Below are 20,729 nucleotides of genomic sequence, written 5' to 3'. Positions count from 1 at the left end.
CAGACACCCCTATGGGGTGGCAGGGACGCGTGGCTCACGCCCCGCAGTCCACGTGTCCTGGCCCCTGCGGGCCAGGACGCGGGAAGCGTTCCGGTCGGCGTGCGCAACGACGCCGCACGACCGGCATACGAACTTGGCTTGGGAGACACGGTTGAGCCGGTCGACGTGGCCGCACTCCGCGCACTCCCTTGAGGAGTAGGCGGGATTGACGAACACGTGCGGGACACCGGCCCTGCGCGCCTTGTAGACGATGAAGTCTCCGAGCTGGGCGAAGGCCCAGGAGTGGAGGGCGACCCGTTGGGGCTTGTGGAGCCGTACCCTCTGCCGGATTCCCTTGAGTTCTTCCAGGGATATCCCGCACGAGGTGCGTTCAGCCTCGGTCACGATCGTCTTGGCGATGATGTGGTTGGTGTTCTTCACGTGCCGCTGCTCGCGGCGCGAGCGCTCTTTCAGCCGGCGCTTGGCGGACTTGGTGCGCTTCTTCTGGAGCTTGGCCCGCAGGGCAAGCTGTCGCTTGCGGTATCGGTTCAGTCCGCGTCCGGCGGCCTGGTAGCCGGTGGACGTGGTGGCGATGTTGACGATTCCGAGGTCTACGCCGATGAAGCCGTCGGGCTCGTACTGCTCGGCCTCGGGCACCTCGCACGTGGCGATCAGATAGAACACGCCGTCGCGTTCGATCAGGTCGGATTCACCCTTGCGGTACTGCTGGAGCACCTTCAACGCGTCCTGGGAGCAGGCGAAACGCACGTTCTTGATTCGGCCTGCGGTGGTCCAGATGCTCACCGTCTGCGCCTCGTACCGCCAGCTCAGACACCGGTCGTCGTACGGCTGCGCGGCCTCGGACCGGAAGACGATCGGCTTGGACTCGACTTTCCTGCGTCGCTTCGATCCGGGCTTGCCAAGGTTTCCAGCTTTGAGATTGGCGTGCAGCGTGGTGTACGCGTCCCTGACCTTCTTGATCACATGTTGTGCAGCCTGCGCCCCGAGCCCTTCGGCCTTGAGGTGCGCGTACGTGTTCTTGCGCAGCTCGTACTCACGCGGCACATCGTTGACAAAGGCCACGTCAGAGACCCAGTTGGCCAGATCGTTGACCGTGCGCAGAGTCGAGAGCAGTGCCGACGCCTGGGCGGCATCCGGCATCAGCTTGACCTGCGTCACCATCTTCACGCCCAAGACCATAACGTTGATCTATGTCACCACGCTGGGAGTCAAACCCCAATATTCGCAGGGGCCGCACGGTCGTGTCGTCCGCACCCTCCACGCCCACTTGGTCTTCACGCCCAAGTGCCGGCGGGGGCCATTCACCGACGAGATCCTTATACGCTGCGAAGAGATCTTGCGCGCCGTCTGCGCCGACTTCGAAACCGAACTGGTGGAATTCAACGGCGAACGCGATCACGTCCACCTGCTCGTGCACTACCCGCCCAAAGTCGCCGTGTCCCGGCTCGTCGGCTCACTCAAGGGCGTATCGGCCCGAAGGCTCCGGCAAGAGTTTCCCGACCACATCCGCAACTACCTGTGGGGCGACCACTTCTGGTCCCCGTCCTACCTCGCCGCGTCCTGCGGCGGCGCCCCCTTGGCGATCATCAAGAAGTACATCAAGAACCAGAAGCACCCCAACTGAGGCCAACAGTGCAGACCCGTGCCCCGGTACGGGTCACCCGCATCTTGAGAAGCACGACCCCACGGCCGTAAACCGGCGGGGCTCCGCGCTAGGTCATGCTGAACGCCCGACCCGCTCGTTCGATTGGCTCATTCGTTGTTCAGCCGCTGGATGGCCTTGAGCACCTGGCCTGCTCCGTCTTCCGTCACCATGTGTTGGGCCGCTTTGGCGGCGGCTCGTGTGTACGTCTCCTGCTTTGCGACTTGGTTGAGTGCGTCGGCGAGTCGATCGGCAGTCAGGGATCGGAAGGGGATCGGGGAGGTGGCGGCGCCGAGGGCGGCAAGTCGACCCGCCCAGAACGGCTGGTCCGCAGCCACTGGCACGGTGACCGCAGGTACTCCGGCACGCAATGCGGCGGCCGACGTGCCGGCCCCGGCGTGGTGGACGACCGCAGCCAGCCGTGGGAACAGCAGGGCGTGCGGTACGTCCCCGATGGTGAGGACGTCATCGCCGTCGGCGGCGAGCCTGGCAGTGCCTGCCTGCAGGATGCCGCGCAGCCCGGCGCGGCGCAGGGCGCGCACGGCGATCTCGCTCAGCCGTTCCCCCTCGCCGGCCGCCATGCTTCCGAAGCCGATGAACACGGGCCGGGGCCCGGCACGAAGGAAGTCCTCCAGGTCCTTTGGCAGCCGCTCGGATGCATCGTGATGCGGCCACCAGTTACCCACCACCTCCAGGCCGGAACGCCAGTCGGAGGGATGGGGCACCAGCGCCGTGCTGAAGCCGTGCAGGATGGGCCAGTTCGCCTGTTCCTGCCGTCGGCGCATCGCGGAGGCCGAAGCCGGGGGCAGCTGAAGGCGATGTCGCAGCTCTGCGACTGCCTGCTCGCAGACACGGTCGGCCATGCGAAGGGCGAAGCGTCCGGCCATGCGGTTGGCGGAGCGGCCCAGCGAGCGCGAGCCCATGACGACGGGAGAAAAGTCGCCGGTCGGTGTGGTGGGCTGAAGGTACACACCGAGGCTCGGGATGCCCCTGGCCTCGGCCAGGTGCCAGCCGAGCGGGGCCGTGGTGGTCGACAGGAGGAGCAGATCCGTGCCCTCGTCCACGGCGTCGGCGAACCCCTTGCCCAGTTCGGTGATGAACGCGGCAGCCGTACGCATCAGCTCGCGCGTGCCCTTGACGCCGCCATGCTGTCGCGGATCGGTGGGAAGACCGCGGAATTCCAGCCCGGCGTCGCGAACGAGGGGTGCGTAGGCGTCTGTGGCGGCCAGGGCGACGTCGTACCCGGCCCGTCGCAGTTCGGCGCCCAGGCCCGTGTACGGCGCGATATCGCCGCGCGATCCAGCGGCGGCGATCAGGATCCTCATCGGTGCTCCTCGGCGTTGCTTCGGCCGCCTGCGCGACGTGCTGCGTTGGCATGAACGGCCGTGCACATGTAGGCCGCCAGGCCCGGGCGCTGCTGCGACGGCGGTACGACCAGCGCGAAGGCACGTGGGTCGGCGACGAAGTCGTCCGCGATGCGCCGATGTGTCTCGGGCGGGCAGGAGGTGAACCAACGCGCGATGTGCAAGCGGTGCTCCTCGGCGAGGTCCATGGCCCGCTCACCGTCACCCGGCTCGCCCTCATCGAACGCCGCGAGCAACTCCGCCCGCCAGGCGGCCGCGTCTCCCATGAGCTGCCGCCAATCCTCCTTGCCATGGGCGGCAGCGCGCGCCATCGCCTCGTGCTGTCCCTCCGAGTGCGCCCACTTCAGCTCTGCCTCGGTGGCATAGCTCAGGTCGAACTCGACCTCGCCGAAGACCTCGAACCGTTCCTGCGGCGTCAGCACCACCCCGGTCTGCTGAACCTTGATCGCTCGTTCCGCCACCTCGGCCAGCCGCTGCAGCCTGGCGATCTCCTCACTCAACTGCCGCTGCCGGGCTCGCAGATGCTCCAGGGCGTTCGCCTGCGGATCCTTGAATATCGCGGCGATCTCATCGAGCGAGAAGCCGAGCTCGCGGTAGAAGAGGATCTGCTGCAGGCGGACCAGATCCGCGTCACTGTAGAGCCGGTAGCCGGCGTGGCTGCGTCCACTGGGCGAGAGCAGCCCCGCCTTGTCGTAGTGATGCAGGGTACGCACCGTCACCCCGGCGAAAGCTGAGACATGGCCCACGGAGTAGTTCATCCACCTGCCCTTTCGTTGGGAGACAGCTTCAAGCCTGACGTAAGGGGAGGGTCAAACCGGTGTGGCAGGGGCCAGCATTGCTCCGGTCCGTTGCACAGTGTCCTGGGCCGGCCCGCTGTCGACCCGCCACGGCAGAAACGGTGTCTTACGGCTCGGTCCGCGATTGATGGTGGGTGTAGCTCCGTCTCGGGGGCAGCTGATCCGGAGTGTCGCGACGGCCGTTGACCAGCCCGGGGTGTTGTGATGGGCGGTGCTCGGTCGGGATATTTGCTGGTCGCCGTTTGTTGATGGTGGTCATACTGCCGCGATGGATCCAGTGACTCTTGAGACCGACCGTCTGGTGCTGCGGGCCTTCACACCTGCCGACGTGGATGCGGTGCATGAAGCCTGCCAGGACGAGGACATCCAGTTCTACACCCCGGTGTCGGTGCCGTACAGGCGTGCGGACGCGGAGAAGCTCGTCGGCGAGAAGCTGCCCGCTCAGTGGGCCGAGGACAGGGACTACACCCTCGGCGCGTTCCGCAAGGACACCGGCGCCCTGGTCGGCTCCTACTGCCTGACCCTCGTCAGCCGCGGCGTCTGGGAGCTCGGTTACTGGGCGGCCAAGGAACAGCGCGGACGCGGGTACTCGGTGGAGGCCGCTCGGGCCCTGTGCGACTGGGGCTGGGCCACCCTCGACGTCCACCGCATCGAGTGGTGGGCCATGGCCGGGAACACCGGCTCGCGTGCCGTCGCCGAGAAACTCGGCTTCGCCGTCGAAGGGACACTGCGCAATCGCGGCATCGCCAACGATGGCGAGCCGCACGACTGGTGGGTGGGCGGACTGCTGAGGCCCTGATGCTCGGGCCGGTGCTCGGCCGGTCATGTTAGCTCTTCTGCTGGGAGGGCGAGCGGCAGCGGGAGGCCGGTGCCTGCTCGCCCGGCAGGCCGCCTGCTGATCGACCACCAGCCGACCCGCCAGGCCAGCACGCCCAAACCTCAATCGCGGACCAAGTCGTTAGTCCCGGCATGGGCCGTCGGTAACAGAGCCGCTGCCGTTCGCCGTGTCCGGAACGGTGGCGCAGACTTGACTACCGTTGTCCTCGTCGGTCACCGTCACGTGCCCGTTCGTGGAGAAGGAGTCTCCCTCCTCCGCCTTGTACCCGATCGGGTCGGTCGACGTCGTCGGCAGTACGTCACGCGGGGAGATGCTGCACGGCGACGGGACGTACGTGGCAGCCCCGCTGGGCACCGATCCGCTCGGATAGACGAAGGTGGGTTCAGGGGAAGAGGGGTCGCAGTCCCGGGCCTCCTCCACCGCGTCGTTGATGATCTGACGACCGGCGGCGTGCAGTCCGTCGCTCGTCCGCTGGTTCTCGAAGTAGTGGTCGAACAAACCGAGTCCGCCCAGCACGCACACCGTCGTGCCGAGGCCGAGCAGCCAGTTCCTCAGGGACTTGCCATCGCCCTTCGCCTCAGATCCCCTGGCCCAGAGCGCGGCTGAGGCGGCGACCACCCCACCGACCACGAGCATGCCTACGGCGGCCGCGATCGGGAAGGGGCCCGTGTGTACCCCCTGAACCGGCAACGGTTGAGCAACCAGCATCTGCAACTCCCCCATTTGAACAGGCAAGGCCGTCAGCCTAAGGGGCCGTCCCATGGAAGATCCCGCGCGGCGTTCGCCTCAAAGGCGACGGCATCCACCCCGCGCCCAGCCGCCGGGCACCAGCCGCGCGAAGGAATCGGCCCGGGAGTGCGGAACATCGGTGAGTCACAGGCCGTGTGGCATTTCTTGGCCCCGCATCAGGGGACTGCGGCCAGAGCCTTGAATTCCCCACCCCCGTCGTCTGCACGTGCGACACGCGGCTACGGCCCCCGCACTCCACAAGCGGGCGTCACGGCGGTCAGCTGAGCTTCCCCCATGGACGGCCAGTTGCGGTTTCGCGGTCCGTGATCGAGACCTGAGCCCCTGCCGCATTCCCCCGGCAGGGGGAGGCGGATCGTTCGGGCGGTTGATGCCGCACTGTCGCGGGTGGTGCGACGTTCGGAGTGTGAGCGGAGACGGACAGGTATACGGGGCCCTGTGGCGTGTGTGGTGGCGCGGATGGCCGCGTTGGGTGGGTCCGACGACGGTGTTCTGGGCGGTGGCGTACGCCGCCTTCGGCCTGTCCTGTGCACTGAGCCGGACGCCGCTCTTCCATGGCGGCGGCGCCCAGGCGTCGTCCGCGCTCGATTGGGCCGTTGTGGCGATGGGCGCACTGGCGGGTGTGGTCGGTGCTGCGGTGGTGCGGTACGGGCTGCCGCCGTGGCTGCGGGTGCTGCTGTGGACGGCCTGCGTTCTGGCGGGGATCGCTGCGTTCAGCTTGCTGATGGACGTGATCACGCTGATGTTCGGTCAAGGCGTGGACAGTTGGGTCGCTGCCACGAACCATGCGCTGGCGGCCATCGGCGCGTTGCTGCTCACGGCAACCGGCCGCTCCCACCACCGTCCACCCAGCGGGGCCTGCGCGCCGGCACCGTCCTGCGCGCCCGCACGGGTCCAGATCGCTGCCGCCGCCGGAACGGTTGCCTTCGTGCCCTACTGCGCCATGAAGTTGTTCTGGGCGTTCGGAGGGACTTTCGCCGGGACGAACATCGAGGAGATCCTCGCGATCTCCAAGCGCAACGGTGCCTCAGAGATCTGGCTCACCCTTGAGTCCTGGGGCTTGGACGCCACCGTATTGCTGGCCGCACTCGGCCTCTTCCTCCTCTGGGGCCTGGTCCGCCCGTGGGGACAAGTCTTCCCGCGCTGGACGCTGCTCCTGCGAGGCCGGCGCGTTCCCCGCTGGCTTCCTCTGACTCCGGCGCTGATCGGCGCCGCCACCCTCGCCCCGTACGGGCTGCTCGGGATCGGCTACTGCGCTCTGGCCACGGCCGGTGCGGTGACGATGCGGCCGGGCGACTTCCACTCCTCAGGCGACGCCTTGTCGGTCAGCTGGATCGGCATGATCGCGTTTGCCGTGTACGGCGCCGCCCTGGCCATCGCCGCCCGCTCGTACTGGCTGCGGACCCGTCCCATCGGTGAGGTGCCGGCTCAGGACGAGTGATTATCCGCTGCCGCCAGGGCGTGTTGGGAACATCGTGGCTGTCGACGGCTGATGGGCTTGTGGCTGCCACCGCGATCTTCGAAGATGTGCCCATGTCTGAAGCCCCTGACATCGCGACCGCCTGGCGCCGGCTCTTGGAACGCCGGTCGGGCACCCCGGGGCGCGACGCACGAATCGCTGCCGGTCATCGCTGAGGCCGCCCACGCCGAGCCACTCCTGCGCGGCTTCTATCCCTTCCCGACACACGGCACCCTGCATTTTCTTCGGAGCGCCCCGCCCTGGCCCGAAACAGATCACGACGACCTTCCGTTCATCGTCTACGGCCGACCGCCGTACCGGGTCCATGCAGCCGGCTACGCCGCCCTACTGGGCGAGGTCGCGACGCCCGCGGAAGCCGCCGCGCTCGTGGTGAGCAATTTGCCCCAGAGGTAGTCACGCTGCCTAGTCGGCCCACACCCGGTCCGGTCGCCTGCGAGGTCGAGCTGGACCGAGGCGGGCACCCAGATCGCCTCCAGGACCGGGGGCGAGCTGCGGAGAATCGTCTCGCTGGCCAGCCGTGATCAGTACCGACAAAGGCTTCTGCCCTGCTCGACGGCAAGGTCAGCTTCCGTGAGCGGTGAACTGCGCCAGCTGGTCTTTGACCCACGGGTCGTAGACTGCGAGCCGCCGGGCGGCCGCGGGCTCGAACTGCGCCAGCTGGCCGGCGACCCACGGATCGATCTGCCGGTGGCCGGCGGGCGGCCGCGAAGGGTGATGACCGACCTCCACCGTCACAGCGGAAACAGGCGAGGTCGGCAGCGAAGTGGCCGCGCTCGCCGGGCCACCCACGGCAACAAGTGCACCCACAGCGGCCGCGGCACAGACACCCGGGGCGGCACAACGCCGCATCAGCTTGCTCATGCTCTCCTCCAGCATCCTCGAGCAGCAGATCCCAAAAACGGAATCATCAACTCCGGTCGGTTCGCTTACCCCGCCACATCCGCGCCACACACCCACAGCCCCGGCGCCCACCACATCCCACAGGTCACCACCAGGACCCGGCACACCGCCCAAGGCCCACCGATAGACCGAACCGCAGCCCCGGCCGCACACCCCGCACATCACGCCCCCTACGGCACTCCGCCTGCCGCCTGCCGCTCGGGGACGCTGCTCGGGAACGCTGCTCGGCCGCCGTTCGTCTACAGTCTCGTAGACCGTCTGCTTTCCGTAGTCACTCGTTCCTGCCCGTTCACTCGCATGGCCCGTTCCCAGGGAAGGTCCCGATGACCAGTACGTCGCACCAGGCCGATCCCGGCCTGCCCGACGCGGACGGACGGCACTGCGCGAGGACTCGGACACCTCCTGTCATGAACCGTGCCCTCCGCCGCCTCGGCAGCCTTGCCCCGCGTACCCTGCGCGGACAGCTTTCGCTCGTCGCACTCACCACCGCCGCTCTGCTGATGACGATCCTGACCGTGGTGTTCAACGCCGTCATGGACCGGCACCTGCAACACCAGGCTGACGATGAACTGCGCAACCGGGCGGCAGCGGTGGCCACGACCGTCGACACCCACGGCCGCCGGGTACGCGTCCTGGAAACCGTCAACGACAGCCTCCTCGACTCCAACGTGTGGATCTACGCCGGGACCCGTCTGCTGGAGAAGCCGCCGTCCACCACCGTCGGAGGCGCGCTGACCAGGGCCGCCGACCGGCTGGCCGAGCCGCCCAGGCATGTCTGCGCGACCGTCCACACCCAGGGCCGTCCACCCGTCAGGCTGTGCTCCCACCCCGTCCCCGGACGGCACACCACCGCCACCGTCGTCACCGCCCTGGACCTCGCTCCGTACCGCAGCTCGGCCGACACCCTGCTGCTGGGATCACTGATCCTCGACGCCGTGATGCTCGGCTGCACCTATGTGCTGACCCGTCTGTGCGTCGGCCGGGCACTGCGCCCGGTGCGGACGATGACAGACCAGGCGACCCACTGGAGCGCCATAGGCTCCGACGAGCGCTTCGGCATGGCTGACCACCCGGCCGAACTCGCCCGGCTCGGAGCTTCGTTGGACCAGCTCCTGGACCGCATCCGCACCGTGCTGCGCCATGAACAGCAGCTGACGGGAGAGCTGTCCCACGAGCTGCGCACCCCGCTCACCCGGATCGTCATGGAACTCGACTGGTGGCGGGGCCGCCCCCGCACGGACGCCGAGACACATTCCGTCCAGGAGGTGATCGCCGAGGCCGCCCAGTCGATGCGCACCATCTGCGACACGCTGCTGAACGACGCCCGGGAGAGTGCACTGAACCCGGCGACGACCCCTGGAACCACTGACGTGGTGCCCGTCCTGGACCGCCTGGTCCAACAGCTCGACAGACCGGACCACGTGAAGGCCGTGGTGGATACGGAAGTCCCGACGGTGGAGGCAGGGGTTGCGCCTGCGCTCCTCGAACGCATCCTGAGCCCCCTGCTCGCCAATGCCGGCCGCTACGCGCGCTCCCGCGTGACCGTGTCCGCTCGGCGCATTCCCGGCGCCGTGCGGATCGACGTCGTCGACGACGGTCCCGGCGTGCCTGATGCGTTCGTGGCCGAGCTGTTCCAGCCCGGCCGCCGCGCCGACGCCGACGACGGACACGACGGCGCGGGACTGGGGCTGCCGTTGGCACGGCGCCTGGCCCGCGCCGTCGGCGGCGAGGTGTCCTACGACCTCGAATACGCGACCGGGGCAAGATTCACGGTCAACGTGCCTGCCGGTTGACCGGGTTCGCCGAGCAGTACAGCGGACGAGCCCGTGCTACGTCATCGAAAAGGCGCGGCGCTCGCCCCGAAAGGGACGAGCGCCGTGTGAGAGGAGTCGGTCGCCGACGGCGGCCGAGAATTTCGGCAGTGGCACGAAGAGCCTGGCCACGTGCTCGGCGGCCGTTCGGCAGGTCAGGCGCCGTGTCCGGCGGTTCGACCGGGCTCGGTGACGTCCTTGCGCGTCACGCCCAGATAGACGACCAGGCCGAGGATGACGGTCAGGAACAGTGCGCTGGTCACCACGGTGCCCAGCCCGACGCCGCCGTCGCCCGTCGGCTGGGAGAGGTAGTCGCCGACCGACGCCCCCAGGGGACGGGTGAGGACGTAGGCGATCCAGAAGCTCCACACCGCGTTCAGGCCGAGCTTGAAGTGTGCGATGGCCACGGCGGCGATGGCCGCTGCGAACAGTACGGCGGACAGCCAGTACCCGAGGTCCATGCGTTCGGAGACCAGGTCACCGGCGGCGGTACCCAGGGCGAAGGTGAACAGTACCGCCAGCCAGTAGAAGGACTCGCGGCTCGTGCTGTCGATGTGGTGGATGGACAGTGTCCGCTCACGCCGGTACCAGACGGCGAACACGATCGCGAGAACGATGGCGAAGACCGTCGTACTCGTCTCCAGTGGCACGCCCATGTTGTCGGTGAGGTTGTCGCTGATCAGGGTGCCGACGACGCTGATCAGGGCTACGGCGAGCCAGTACACGCCCGCCCGGTACGCCCTCGTGCGGAACTGTGCCACGAGCACCACGGCCAGCAACGCGCTCATCAGCACCGACACACCGGTCAGGCCGAGGCCGGCCTTTTCGTTCAGCAGATCGGCCGCTGTCTCACCGACTGTCGTGCACAGCACCTTGATGATCCAGAAGTATGCGGTGACTTCGGGCACCTTGTTCCAGCGCAGCCGGTGTCCGACGGGAGCGGCAGGCTCGCCGGCCCCATGGGCAGCGGAAGCCTCGGATGTCTCAAAGGTCATGGTCAGCGACCGTGCCACCGGACACCTGAACGGATCCTGACTACCCGCGCGGCACCGGGCGCCGGTACGCCGACAGCGGCCCTGCACCCGCTGCTCGCGTCCGCCGGCCCCCGTCGTCCGGCCAGCGATCGGGCCGGCCGCCCGACCTCGCAGTCGCTTCGTACGCGCAGCGTCGGGTCGTAGTACCCCGGTACCACCTGACCTGCACTTTTGAGTCCCCGGTACCACCGGATCCGGCAGATCGCGGCATTAGCGTGGCGGAGGTGGCGTCGGGCGTGCCGGGCGCCGAACTCCGAGAGAGAGAACGCGAATGATCGAGGCACAGCAGCTCACCAAGAGGTACGGGGAGAAGATCGCCGTCGACGGTCTGGACTTCACCGTGAAGCCGGGCACGGTGACCGGGTTCCTCGGCCCCAACGGTGCGGGCAAGTCCACGACGATGCGAATGATCGTCGGACTTGACGCGCCGACGAGCGGCGCCGTCACGGTGAACGGTCACCGCTACGCCCGTCACCAGGCGCCGCTGCAGGAGGTCGGGGCGCTGCTGGAGGCGAAGTCGATCCACCCGGGCCGCTCGGCCTACCACCATCTCCGGGCGCTCGCGCTGACCCACGGCATTCCGCGCCGCCGGGTCGAGGAGGTCGTCGAACTCGCCGGTCTCGGCAGCGTCGCGAAGAAGCGCGCCGGCGCCTTTTCCCTCGGCATGGGCCAGCGGCTCGGCATCGCGGCGGCCCTGCTCGGCGACCCGCAGACCGTGATGCTGGACGAGCCCGTCAACGGACTCGATCCCGAGGGCGTCCTCTGGATCCGGAACCTGCTCACCTCCCTCGCCGCCGAAGGGCGCACGGTGTTCGTCTCCTCGCACCTGATGAGCGAGGTGTCACTGGTGGCGGACCACCTGATCATCGTCGGCCGGGGACGGCTGCTGGCCGACACGACCGTGCGGGACCTGGTGCGTGAGGCCGGCGGCGACACCGTGAAGGTCGCGACGAATGACCCGGCGCGGCTGCGCGAGGTGCTGGCCGGGCCGGATGTGGAGATCACCGGCCGCGTCGGCACGGAGGAACTGCAGGTGGCCGGGATGTCCGCGCGAGAGATCGGGCTTGAGGCGGCCGAGCACGGGATCCCCCTGTTCGAGCTGACCACGAAGGCGGTGTCGCTGGAGGAGGCATTCATGGAACTGACCAAGGACTCCGTGGAGTACCACGGCTCCACGACCGGCACCGAGACCTCCGGGAGCGCGGCATGAGCACCCTTACGGAAAGTCCCGAGACCCCCGAGGCCGCCCCGGCTGCTCAGGCCCGGCCCGTCTACCGGGTGACCGGGCGGCGCGTGCTGGCCTCGGAGTGGGCCAAGCTCTGGTCCCTGCGGTCCACCTGGATCACCCTCGGCCTGGGCCTGCTCTTCCTGGTGGCCTTCGGTGTCATCGCCGCGAGCCACTACAAGTCCAATCTCGATTCCGGCCGGCACATGGACCGTGACTTCGCCTCCGCGACGGCCGTGAGCCTGTCCCTGTTCGGCACGAATTTCGCCCAGCTCGCCCTCGGTGTGCTCGGCGTGCTGGTCACGGCAGGCGAGTACTCCACCGGGATGATCCGTTCGACCCTCGCGGCCGTGCCGCGCCGGCTGCCCGTGCTGTGGTCCAAGGCGGCGGTGTACGGAGTGGTCGCCCTGGTGATCGCGACCGTCGGCGCGTTCGTCGCCTTCCTCGTCGGCAGCCGGATCGTGTCCGGCACACCCGCCGCCATGGGCCTCGGCCACGCCGGCGTCGTACGCAGCCTACTGGGCGCCGGGCTCTACCTCGGCCTGGTCGGCGTGATCGGCACCGCCCTCGGCGCGCTGCTGCGGTCCGTCGCCGGCGGCATCTCGGTCCTGGTCGCCGCCCTCATGCTGGTGCCCGGACTGGTCTCCCTGCTGCCCACGTCGTGGCAGGGCGACATCGACCCCTACCTGCCGAGCCACGCGGGCGAGTCGATCTTCGCAGTGACCCATGACTCGACCACCCTGTCGCCCTCCGCCGGACTTCTGGTCTTCCTCGGCTGGACGGTCCTGGCGCTGGCAGGGGCGGCGTACCGGCTGCGGCGCAGCGACGTCTGAGAAACCGCACCCTCGTCAGGGCGCGCATCATGGGCGGGTGAGTTCTATGACCACCGATGATCTCAGCGGGATGGGGCCGCTGGTCGCCCGGCTCGGCCGGGCCGGCCAGCGGCTCCGCCACGCCGACCAGGCCCGTCCCTGGGTGCTCGACAGCGCCGTGTTGGTGCTGGTCTTTCTTCTGTTCTGCCTGCCGGACCTGGTGCACGCGATCGGCGGGGACGGTGACCGCGACGGCCCGCGCCGCTTCCGCCTGGCGTTCACCCAGCTGCCCGCGGTCGGCATGCTGGCCCTGCAGGCTGGACTGGTGCTGCCGCTGTTGTGGCGGCGTCGGGCGCCTGCGGTGGCGTTCGGCGCCGTCATGGCCGTGTTCGTCCTCCAGTGGTCCCTCGGCGCCGCACTCCGTGCGGACGTCGCCCTCTTCGTCGCCCTGTACAGCCTGGCCCTGCACGGGCCGCTACGGCAGCTGCCGTGGGCCTGCGCGGTCATGGCGGGCGCACTGGGCCTGGTCGCGGCACGGGTCTCGGCGGCGGTGTCCGTCTGGGACGCGCTCTTCTTCCTGCTCAGCACGGCGACCGCGGCACTCGCGCTCGGCCTGATGATCCGCATCCGGCGGGCCCAGCTGGCCGCGCTGCGCGACCGCGCGGCCCGGCTGGAGATCGAACGCGACCAGCGCGACAGGCTCGCCGTCGCCGCCGAACGGGCGCGGGTGGCCCGCGAGATGCACGACATCGTCGGCCACAACCTGTCCGTCATCATCACACTCGCCGACGCGGGCGCCTACGCCACCGCCGTCGCCCCGGAACGGGGAAAGGAGGCCTTGCACCTCATCGGTGGCACCGGCCGCCAGGCGCTGAGCGAACTCCGCCGGGTGCTCGGGGTACTCCGCGAGGCAGACGGCCCGCGCAGCGAGCCCGAACTGAGCCCGCAGCCCGGTCTCACGGACATCGGCGCGCTGTGCGAGAGGGTACGCACCGCCGGCCTGGAGGTCGTCTACCGTACTGCCGGTGACGTCGACGAGCTCGACAGCGGGGTGCAGCTCACGGTCTACCGCATCGTGCAAGAGGCCCTGACGAACACCCTCAAACACGCCGGCGCGGGCACCCGTGCGAACCTGGCGATCGTCGTGGAGGACACGCGGCTGACGATCACCGTCCAGGACTCCGGCCCATCCGCACCGGCCGAACGTCCCGGTACGACTGACGAGGAAGGACACGGCCTGGTGGGCATGCGAGAACGAGCAGCTCTCTACGGCGGACACGTCAGCTCGGGCCCCGCCGGCCCAGGATGGACGGTGCGCGCCACCCTCGACCTCGCTTCCCGGGGCGGTGCCCGGTGACCACCGTGCTCGTCGTGGACGACCAGCCCCTCCAGCGCTACGGCTTTCGCATGCTTTTGGACTCCGTACCCGAGACGGAGGTGGTCGGCGAGGCCGCACACGGACTCGAAGCCGTGCGCAAGGCCGCGGAACTCCGCCCGGACGTCGTCCTGATGGACGTACGCATGCCCGGTATGGATGGCATCGAGGCCACCCGCCGTATCGTCGCCGCCGGCGACCGTTCCCGTGTCCTGGTACTCACCACGTTCGACCTGGACGAGTACGTCCACGCGGCCCTGCGCGCCGGAGCCAGCGGCTTCCTCCTCAAGGACGCCCGCCCCGAGGAACTCCTCGCCGGTATCCGCGCCGTGGCCGTGGGCGACGCGGTGATCGCGCCCGCGCTGACCCGACGCCTGCTGCACGAATTCGCCCGTCTCGTACCGTCCCCTGGCAGCGGCTCCGCCGAGGACGTGCGTCTGAGTGCCCTCACCGACCGCGAACGCGAGATCCTCGTCGCCATCGGCAAGGGCTGGACCAACGGCGAAATCGCCGCGCGTTTCGTCCTGTCGGAGTCCACGGTGAAGACCCATGTCGGCCGCGTCCTGTCCAAGATCGGCGCTCGCGACCGCATCCAGGCAGTGATCTTCGCCTACGACCACGGCCTGGCCCGGCCACACGCGGGTTGAGCCATCGGATCGGCCACGAAAACGTCCGCGACTCGCGCACCTCGCCGCCACGGCGCGGCGTGGTGCGCGGGCGGCGGGGCCGCGGTGCCGGGTCTGGCCGTCATACGGAACTGTGTGCGGGTTCCTGTGAGTTCCAGGACGCGCTGCGGCTGGGCCTGCAGACCGTACAGTTCCAGGAGTCCGCCTTGCGCACCGGTGTGCTGGTGCAGGCCTTGCAGCAGGCCCAGGCCGCTGGCGTCCAGGAACGGCACACCCGCGAGGTCGAGGCAGAGGGTGCGGTTGCGGATGATCAATGTATCGGTCACCTGGGTCACCTGCGGACAGGTGTCGAAGTCCAGTTCGCCCACCACGGTGACCACGGTTCGCTCTACGTGATCGTAGACGTGCACGTTGAAGGACGGCATGGTGAAACCACCGTTCGGGTTCAAAGCCCATCACGGTCGGCTCCCACTGCCGGAAGTAGGCCGTCAAGCGCGCGGCATACGGTGCCGCTCGAAGCCGAGCGAGACCACCCGCGCCGTCCACCGGCCACCGTTCTCTGTCACCGCACGGCGGCGCGGGGTCTCCCACCAGACCAGGCTGGCTCTGCCTCGAGCGTGTCACATCGAGGCAACCGGCACCAGAGCGCTTGCAGCGTCCCCGGCCGAAAGCACGAAACCGCCGGCATCCGGCCACGTTCGCACGGTCACCGTCGCAGCTATCCGGCTGTGGATCCGTCAGTGAGAACGAGGAAGGAGGACAAGATCATCGGGTGAGGGTGGCCAGCACCGCGGTGCCGAGGAAGAGCACGCCTCCAGCAAGCAGGCCGACGATCCGGGATCGGCGGTGCTTCCGGGTGAACACCCTTGCGTTTTCTGGCCGTTCGGGCAGATAGACGACCGGCACATGGGTTCCAAGGTCCAGTCCCAGGCCCGTCCCTGTCGCCACGGGCCGGAACCTGACGGGGCGGCCCTGCCGGTCGGCGAACTCGATCACAGGCGTCGAGAAATCGTCCGACGGTGCCTGCTCCTGATCCACCACCACCCCCTCGACGTGCACGCCGTACCGACGCAGCCGCGCTTGCAGGCGCACCTCCCGCACACCACCCCACAGACACAGCAGGCCCGCCAACACGCTCAGCCCCACGCCGACCGCTTCACCCGTCATCCGTCCCCTGCTCTCCCTCGCACAGCGCCACCCGGCACGAGCCCCGCACCAGAACGACGCGGCACCCGGCCCCATGGTTCACGCAGGTGCGCGGGCACACCTGCTCCTCGGGCTTGCGTGGTCGTGGCGGGGGTGGTGCCCATGAAGGGCCGGTAGCCGCCTTCCCGTCGGGCACGCGGCTGCCGCCCCTGACAGGGCTTCGCCGAGTCGAGCCAGTCAACGAGCTTGTGGATTCCGCGAGTTCGGCCAGTAACCTACGAGGTTTTGCGGGATTCAGGAAGCCACCGCTGTCTGACGTTGCTCACCGGCCGGTGGCGTCAGGCGCGTTCCCGCTCGTGCGTCTCGTCGATGGCTGCGGCCTGGGTGCGACGGCGGCCCAGCAGGGTGCATCCCACAGTCACCAGGCCGATGGCGATGACCTTAGCGGCCCCGTAGTAGCCGGACGCCAGCTCCTCCGGGGTGCCTGGCAGCCGCAAAAAGACCCATGCCGCCGCGAGACCCCCGAAGCCGATCAATGCGACAGCCCCCCACATCCCGAGGTCCGCCCACCAAGGTCCCGGGACGTAGTCCCGCTCGTCGGTCTGCTCAACATCCTTGTCGGTCACGGTCTCTTCTCCCGGGCACGTGGTGACGGTCGCTCGAGAAGACGCGGGGCCGGTGCGGATGGTTCACCGAGCCAGACGTTCCATGCTGGAGCTGACATCCTGCCGGCGAAATCTCCCTCGCCTTTCCGCTCGCGGAGCCACCGCCACCCGCGGGTTCGGCACGCACCAGCGCTCAGATTCCGCGAACCCGGTGGTTTCTACCGATGCATGACGCTACGCCGCGGACGGCCTCGACACGCGCCGCCACCTACCGTCGCCCACCCCCAGCGCGTCGACCGCGCCAAGCCGCACCGGTCGATGACACAGGGACGAACAGGTCGAGCGGCGTCGACGAGGGAGGTGTAGCGGCCGATTGCACGAATGCCCTTGAACCTCGGTTCAAGAGGCTCTGGTACCCAAGACAGCGCACCGCACTTCCTCGGGAGTAAGGGCAGGGCAATGCGCACCGGGAGACGGCCTGCTCGATGCGTCGGAACGCACTCGCAGCAGTCGGGCCCGCGCAGCCTCACATCCGGGATCTCAGCACGTCGACCTCACAACCCGGCGCGCTCGGGTCGAAGCCATGCTCGACCAGCCAGCGAACGCACAGCAGGCTTCGCAACGACCACCAAGCGCGGATCACGTCGAGATCGACGTCGGTGCCATAGCCGGCGACGACATCGCCGAGGTGCTCCTCGTGTCCGAGCGTCAAGGTGGCGAGGTCGAACAAGGCATCACCCTGACCCGCCTCGGACCAGTCGATGATGCCCGTGATCTCGCCGCCATCGACGAACACGTGACCGATCTGCATGTCGCCGTGCGTGAACACCGGCGTCCACGGCCGGAGCGCGGCCTCGGCGACCTGGCGGTTGCGGGTGACCAGGTCGGCGGGCAGGACGCCGTTCGTCACGAGCCGCTCGCACTCGCCGTCGAGATCCGCCGTCAACTGGTCGAGGTCCCGGCCGGGCCAGGGCGGCAACGGCGCGTCGTGCAAACTCCGGATGGCGGCACCCGCCGCGGCCCACGCCGCCGGGGACGCGGTCGACGGCTCGCCGAGCCGGCCGAGCGCCGTCCCCGGGACCGCGGCGATCGCGAGCACGGGCGGCTTGCGCCACAGGACCTTCGGGGTCGGGACCGGCGCCAGGGCCATCGCCTCGACCTCGACGTCGATGCGCGCCTGATCGGCGTCCACCTTCAGGAACACGTCGCCGACGCGCAGGGTGGCGCGCTCGGAATGGGCGACCACGACTTTGACCTCATCCATGGGCGACCAGTATCCCGGCGGTGATCGTCGACGTCGCCGGGTTCATCTCGTGCGATGGCGCGGCTGACCGCGTCCCACTACCCGGCGGCTGTGCGCCTCCATTCTGCGTACAGGAGGCTGTCACAGCGCCCCGGCAGACTGCGCGCCATGGACACCGAAGCGTTCTGGCGCGTGCTCGACGTGGCGAAGGACGGCGACAAGCCGCTCGACGTCGCCGTGGCCGACCACCTGTCGGCCCTGCCCCAAGGAGAGATCCTTGCCTTCGAGTACCAGTTCTCCCGTCTACGCGACGCGGTTTACCGCTGGGACGTCTGGGCTGCCGCCTACCTCATCGCCGGAGGCTGCTCTGATGACCGGTTCGGCGACTTCACCGCAGGCGTAGTGGCACTGGGACGCGAGTGGTACGAGCAGGTAGCCGCCCACCCGGACACGCTCGCCGAGCACCCTGCTGTGTGTACCGCGGCAGCCGTCGGCGACCAGGACGTCATCTTCGATGAGGCCTTCAACTTCGTTTCATCCACGGCGTATACGCAGCTGACCGGTGACACGGACGACTTCTGGGAGGCATGGGAGACGTACATTGCCGCTCGTTCCACGAGCGCGGACGACGGCAGCGGTGACATGGGCGAATCGTTCGACTTCGACGATGCCCAGCAGATGCGCCGGCGCCTACCTCGGCTGGCTGCGCTCTATCTCGACCGTGCAACAGACGGGCTCACATAGAGCCACCGGCTTGGCGCCGACAATCAGTTGGGGGCCCCACATCCGACAGGGCAGGTGAGCGACACACCAGCCCAAGGCACAGCACCTGTCCTAGGGCGGCATGACACGTGCGCAACGGACCGATCTGGAGTGGGAGTTCATCGAGCCGTACCTGCCGATCGGCGAGTACGGCCCGTATCCGGTGCGGGTGCGGCAGCAGCTAGCCGCGCAGGTCATCGAGGGGCGTAGCTTGTCCGGATCGAAGTTGTGGGCTCTCAGTGGCAGCTGCATTCCCGGATGTCGGGATTTCGGTGGCCCGCTGCCGCCCGGGGAGTGGGGATTGTGCGCCACCAGCGCGGTGTCGGTCCGCGGGCTCAGGTGAGGGCGGTGACCAGCAAGGCGAAGGCGGCGATGATGACGGCGACGCGGACGTAGTGGAGGCGGTCCCAGCGGTTCATCTGCTGCTTCCAGTCGGCGGGCCGGTTGTCGGCGGTCCACGTCTTGCCCCGGTTGTTGATCGGGACGAGCAGCAGGATCGACATGATCACGCTGAGGATCAGCAGCGCGGCGGCGGTGACGACGAGGCCGGCGCCGTGGTGGTGCCATCCGGCGGCGGCCCAGACCGTGGCGAGGACGAGCGAGGTGATGTACCAGACCGGCATCACGGCGCCGAGCAGCCGGGCCCCGTGGCTGCGGCCGCGTTGAGCACTGTCCCCAGGGAGGCCGTCGAGGATCGGGTTGACGAAGAAGGCGACGGAGAACTCCACCCCCACCATCACGCCGACGACCACGGTGGTGAAGATCTCGAGTACGTTGAGCATGATGACCCCTCCTGGGATCTAGCACTGCTAGGTGATGAGGCAACGCTAGTACTAGTGCTGCTCGATTGTCTAGCACTGCTAGAATGGCCACGTCGGTACAGGAACGCAAGGAGCGCCAACGGGCGAGCCGCGAACGCCTCATCTTGGCCACGGCCCGCGAACTCGCCGAGCAGCAGGGCTGGGACGCGGTCACCACCCGCCGGCTGGCCGAGCGCATCGAGTACAGCCAGCCCGTCCTCTACAGCCACTTTCGCGGCAAGCGGGAGATCATCGGCGCCGTCGCCCTCGTGGGCGCCGCCGAGATGGCCGCGTTGCTGCGGGCCGCGGCCCGTGCCGCGGACGGCCCGCGCGCCCGGGTCACCGCCCTCGCTCGCGCCTACCTCGACTTCGCCGAACGCAACCCCGGCGGTCTACGACGCGATGTTCCAGCTCGACGGCGGCCTGGCGTTCGCGAACGAGGACACCCCGGAGCCTCTGAAGGACGCCTTCGCCGCCCTGCTGGAGAGCCTCGGAGAGGTCGCCGGGGACGGCGTCCGCCCGGGGCTGTTCACCGAGGTGTTCTGGGCGGCCCTGCACGGGCTGCCGACCCTGACCCGGGCGGGACGGCTACCGCCGGAGGAGACCGAGCGGAGGGCGGAGCTGCTGGTGGACCGGCTCGCCATGGCCTGACGCAACGTCCCGGCGGGCACGCAGCCGGGGTCCTCGGGCGCGGCTGCCTGCCTGCGGCATCGCTTCCGGTAACTCAGTGTCGACTGCTGGAGCGCCTACGACGATCTCTCCAGCAGGCCCTCCGAGGCCTGTAGCCAGATTGAACCTGCTGCGGCCAGAACCTGTCGAATGCGAGTTGAGGAATGCGCGCAGGAGTAGGCCGGACCACGCCTGTGTCCAGGTCAGGGGCTACCACGGGCGGACTAGCAATGCGCCCAAGTTCCGGTGATCGGCCGATTCGGACCGCGGGAGATGCGCTGTGGATGCGGTTCGCGGGTAGCCGCCATCTGCTCAGTGAAAGGAGACGTGGCGCATGGCTACCGAGGCGAACTCCGCCAGAATCACGGGGAAGGTCCAGGGCAGGGACATCATCCTGGAGGGCCACCTGTCGAAGGACGAGATCCGGGACAGGGTGTGGTGGTGGCAGATCCCCAACCCCCAGACCCCCAAGGAGCGGGAAGACCGCCGACATGAGTTCGACGGCTCCCAGCGGGACGCGATCGCCACCCTGGGCGGGTACTACGAGGTCCCCGACGACTCACGCGCGCCCGAGGCCGCCGAGTTGATGGAGATGCTGTACGCGGAGCTCAACCCGGACGAGTGAGACGACTGGCGCACCGGGAGAAGGAGTTCGCCCCCGTCTCCTTCTCCAGCGGTAGGCCCGGCTCACGAACCGCACCGCTCACTCGTCGGGCGCGCAGGCCTTGCCGGATCTCAGCACGCCCACAGGTCCATGTCGGAACACCGGATCGTCGATGTTGTGGCTCAGTAGGCGGAGTTGACGTTGTCGATGGAACCGTAGCGGTGGGCGGCGTAGTTGGCGGCCGCGGTG

The 20,729-nt window shown here is 68.8% G+C and carries 23 protein-coding genes and 2 pseudogenes; 13 read left to right on the top strand and 12 right to left on the bottom strand.

Translation table 11 applies throughout. From position 1 onward, the window contains the following. Positions 1 to 9: 9 nt before the first annotated feature. Positions 10 to 1,179 carry an RNA-guided endonuclease InsQ/TnpB family protein gene (locus AC07CM_RS38695; RefSeq protein ID WP_478881209.1) on the bottom strand — a complete coding sequence of 390 codons (1,170 nt, stop codon included), beginning with the start codon at positions 1,177 to 1,179 and terminating at the stop codon, positions 10 to 12. Positions 1,180 to 1,201: 22 nt separating this feature from the next. Between AC07CM_RS38695 and tnpA the strand changes: the two genes are divergently transcribed. Continuing rightward, on the top strand, positions 1,202 to 1,624 hold the full coding sequence (gene tnpA / locus AC07CM_RS38690; protein ID WP_478881266.1) for an IS200/IS605 family transposase: 423 nt from the start codon (positions 1,202 to 1,204) through the stop codon (positions 1,622 to 1,624). A gap of 128 nt (positions 1,625 to 1,752) precedes the next feature. Here tnpA and AC07CM_RS38685 read toward each other — a convergent pair whose 3' ends face one another. After that, positions 1,753 to 2,967, bottom strand: a complete 1,215-nt coding sequence (locus AC07CM_RS38685) for a glycosyltransferase (RefSeq protein WP_478881208.1) — start codon at positions 2,965 to 2,967, stop codon at positions 1,753 to 1,755. Continuing rightward, positions 2,964 to 3,764: a MerR family transcriptional regulator gene (locus AC07CM_RS38680; RefSeq protein ID WP_478881207.1), complete on the bottom strand. Its 801-nt coding sequence runs from the start codon at positions 3,762 to 3,764 to the stop codon at positions 2,964 to 2,966. Before AC07CM_RS38680 ends, AC07CM_RS38685 begins: the two co-directional genes overlap by 4 nt. Before the next feature lie 307 nt (positions 3,765 to 4,071). Between AC07CM_RS38680 and AC07CM_RS38675 the strand changes: the two genes are divergently transcribed. Next, on the top strand, positions 4,072 to 4,602 hold the full coding sequence (locus AC07CM_RS38675; RefSeq protein ID WP_478881206.1) for a GNAT family N-acetyltransferase: 531 nt from the start codon (positions 4,072 to 4,074) through the stop codon (positions 4,600 to 4,602). Positions 4,603 to 4,761: 159 nt separating this feature from the next. Here AC07CM_RS38675 and AC07CM_RS38670 read toward each other — a convergent pair whose 3' ends face one another. Continuing rightward, positions 4,762 to 5,349, bottom strand: coding sequence for a hypothetical protein (locus AC07CM_RS38670; RefSeq protein ID WP_478881205.1), 588 nt, complete (start codon positions 5,347 to 5,349; stop codon positions 4,762 to 4,764). A gap of 538 nt (positions 5,350 to 5,887) precedes the next feature. Between AC07CM_RS38670 and AC07CM_RS38665 the strand changes: the two genes are divergently transcribed. Then, positions 5,888 to 6,829: a hypothetical protein gene (locus tag AC07CM_RS38665; protein ID WP_478881204.1), complete on the top strand. Its 942-nt coding sequence runs from the start codon at positions 5,888 to 5,890 to the stop codon at positions 6,827 to 6,829. Positions 6,830 to 6,880: 51 nt separating this feature from the next. Beyond that, entirely contained in the window at positions 6,881 to 7,261 is a 381-nt protein-coding gene (locus tag AC07CM_RS38660; protein ID WP_478881203.1) for a DUF6193 family natural product biosynthesis protein, read from the top strand. Positions 7,262 to 7,429: 168 nt separating this feature from the next. Here AC07CM_RS38660 and AC07CM_RS38655 read toward each other — a convergent pair whose 3' ends face one another. After that, entirely contained in the window at positions 7,430 to 7,729 is a 300-nt protein-coding gene (locus tag AC07CM_RS38655) for a hypothetical protein (protein WP_478881202.1), read from the bottom strand. Positions 7,730 to 8,175: 446 nt separating this feature from the next. On the opposite strand from AC07CM_RS38655, the gene AC07CM_RS38650 reads away from it, so the two are divergent. Further along, positions 8,176 to 9,561 carry a sensor histidine kinase gene (locus tag AC07CM_RS38650; protein ID WP_478881265.1) on the top strand — a complete coding sequence of 462 codons (1,386 nt, stop codon included), beginning with the start codon at positions 8,176 to 8,178 and terminating at the stop codon, positions 9,559 to 9,561. A 173-nt stretch (positions 9,562 to 9,734) separates the two neighbouring features. Here AC07CM_RS38650 and AC07CM_RS38645 read toward each other — a convergent pair whose 3' ends face one another. After that, positions 9,735 to 10,574: a COG4705 family protein gene (locus tag AC07CM_RS38645; RefSeq protein WP_478881201.1), complete on the bottom strand. Its 840-nt coding sequence runs from the start codon at positions 10,572 to 10,574 to the stop codon at positions 9,735 to 9,737. A gap of 310 nt (positions 10,575 to 10,884) precedes the next feature. On the opposite strand from AC07CM_RS38645, the gene AC07CM_RS38640 reads away from it, so the two are divergent. The 4 genes from AC07CM_RS38640 to AC07CM_RS38625 are packed head-to-tail and all read left to right on the top strand — an operon-like array spanning position 10,885 to position 14,672. Next, the gene (locus AC07CM_RS38640) at positions 10,885 to 11,823 is read left to right on the top strand and encodes an ABC transporter ATP-binding protein (RefSeq protein WP_478881200.1); all 939 of its coding nucleotides are present in this window, start codon (positions 10,885 to 10,887) and stop codon (positions 11,821 to 11,823) included. Beyond that, positions 11,820 to 12,671 (top strand): ABC-2 transporter permease, encoded by an 852-nt coding sequence (locus AC07CM_RS38635; RefSeq protein WP_478881199.1) that lies wholly within the window; start codon positions 11,820 to 11,822, stop codon positions 12,669 to 12,671. The genes AC07CM_RS38640 and AC07CM_RS38635 overlap by 4 nt, the downstream gene beginning before the upstream one ends. Before the next feature lie 46 nt (positions 12,672 to 12,717). Continuing rightward, positions 12,718 to 14,007 carry a sensor histidine kinase gene (locus tag AC07CM_RS38630; protein ID WP_478881198.1) on the top strand — a complete coding sequence of 430 codons (1,290 nt, stop codon included), beginning with the start codon at positions 12,718 to 12,720 and terminating at the stop codon, positions 14,005 to 14,007. Continuing rightward, positions 14,004 to 14,672 (top strand): response regulator, encoded by a 669-nt coding sequence (locus AC07CM_RS38625; protein ID WP_478881197.1) that lies wholly within the window; start codon positions 14,004 to 14,006, stop codon positions 14,670 to 14,672. Before AC07CM_RS38630 ends, AC07CM_RS38625 begins: the two co-directional genes overlap by 4 nt. Here the strand turns inward: AC07CM_RS38625 and AC07CM_RS38620 are convergent. The 4 genes from AC07CM_RS38620 to AC07CM_RS38605 form a co-directional block, all read right to left on the bottom strand. After that, positions 14,636 to 15,076 carry an STAS domain-containing protein gene (locus tag AC07CM_RS38620; protein ID WP_478881196.1) on the bottom strand — a complete coding sequence of 147 codons (441 nt, stop codon included), beginning with the start codon at positions 15,074 to 15,076 and terminating at the stop codon, positions 14,636 to 14,638. The genes AC07CM_RS38625 and AC07CM_RS38620 overlap by 37 nt on opposite strands. Positions 15,077 to 15,416: 340 nt before the next feature. Further along, the gene (locus AC07CM_RS38615; protein ID WP_478881195.1) at positions 15,417 to 15,818 is read right to left on the bottom strand and encodes a DUF3592 domain-containing protein; all 402 of its coding nucleotides are present in this window, start codon (positions 15,816 to 15,818) and stop codon (positions 15,417 to 15,419) included. Positions 15,819 to 16,135: 317 nt separating this feature from the next. Further along, the gene (locus tag AC07CM_RS38610) at positions 16,136 to 16,423 is read right to left on the bottom strand and encodes a hypothetical protein (protein ID WP_478881194.1); all 288 of its coding nucleotides are present in this window, start codon (positions 16,421 to 16,423) and stop codon (positions 16,136 to 16,138) included. Positions 16,424 to 16,928: 505 nt separating this feature from the next. Next, positions 16,929 to 17,666 (bottom strand): phosphotransferase family protein, encoded by a 738-nt coding sequence (locus AC07CM_RS38605; RefSeq protein ID WP_478881193.1) that lies wholly within the window; start codon positions 17,664 to 17,666, stop codon positions 16,929 to 16,931. A 147-nt stretch (positions 17,667 to 17,813) separates the two neighbouring features. Between AC07CM_RS38605 and AC07CM_RS38600 the strand changes: the two genes are divergently transcribed. Together AC07CM_RS38600 and AC07CM_RS38595 are read left to right on the top strand one after the other, a co-directional pair. Continuing rightward, entirely contained in the window at positions 17,814 to 18,389 is a 576-nt protein-coding gene (locus AC07CM_RS38600) for a DUF4240 domain-containing protein (RefSeq protein ID WP_478881192.1), read from the top strand. Positions 18,390 to 18,489: 100 nt separating this feature from the next. Next, positions 18,490 to 18,750 (top strand): hypothetical protein, encoded by a 261-nt coding sequence (locus AC07CM_RS38595; protein ID WP_478881191.1) that lies wholly within the window; start codon positions 18,490 to 18,492, stop codon positions 18,748 to 18,750. On the opposite strand, the gene AC07CM_RS38590 is transcribed toward AC07CM_RS38595, so the two are convergent. Beyond that, complete coding sequence (locus tag AC07CM_RS38590) at positions 18,743 to 19,189, bottom strand: anthrone oxygenase family protein (protein WP_478881190.1); 447 nt, start codon at positions 19,187 to 19,189, stop codon at positions 18,743 to 18,745. The two genes, AC07CM_RS38595 and AC07CM_RS38590, sit on opposite strands and share 8 nt — an antisense overlap. A gap of 83 nt (positions 19,190 to 19,272) precedes the next feature. Between AC07CM_RS38590 and AC07CM_RS38585 the strand changes: the two are divergent. Both AC07CM_RS38585 and AC07CM_RS38580 read left to right on the top strand, forming a co-directional pair. Then, a pseudogene (locus AC07CM_RS38585) lies at positions 19,273 to 19,858 on the top strand (TetR/AcrR family transcriptional regulator). 352 nt (positions 19,859 to 20,210) lie between these two features. Then, positions 20,211 to 20,501 carry a hypothetical protein gene (locus tag AC07CM_RS38580; RefSeq protein ID WP_478881189.1) on the top strand — a complete coding sequence of 97 codons (291 nt, stop codon included), beginning with the start codon at positions 20,211 to 20,213 and terminating at the stop codon, positions 20,499 to 20,501. Between the two features lie 161 nt (positions 20,502 to 20,662). Here AC07CM_RS38580 and AC07CM_RS38575 read toward each other — a convergent pair. Continuing rightward, positions 20,663 to 20,729, bottom strand: a pseudogene (locus tag AC07CM_RS38575) (transglycosylase SLT domain-containing protein); the annotation flags it as partial.

The sequence above is a fragment of the Streptomyces sp. NPDC044061 genome (genome assembly GCF_056434305.1).
Note: the sequence above shows the minus strand (reverse complement) of the source record. Positions and strands in the feature narration are given on the sequence as shown.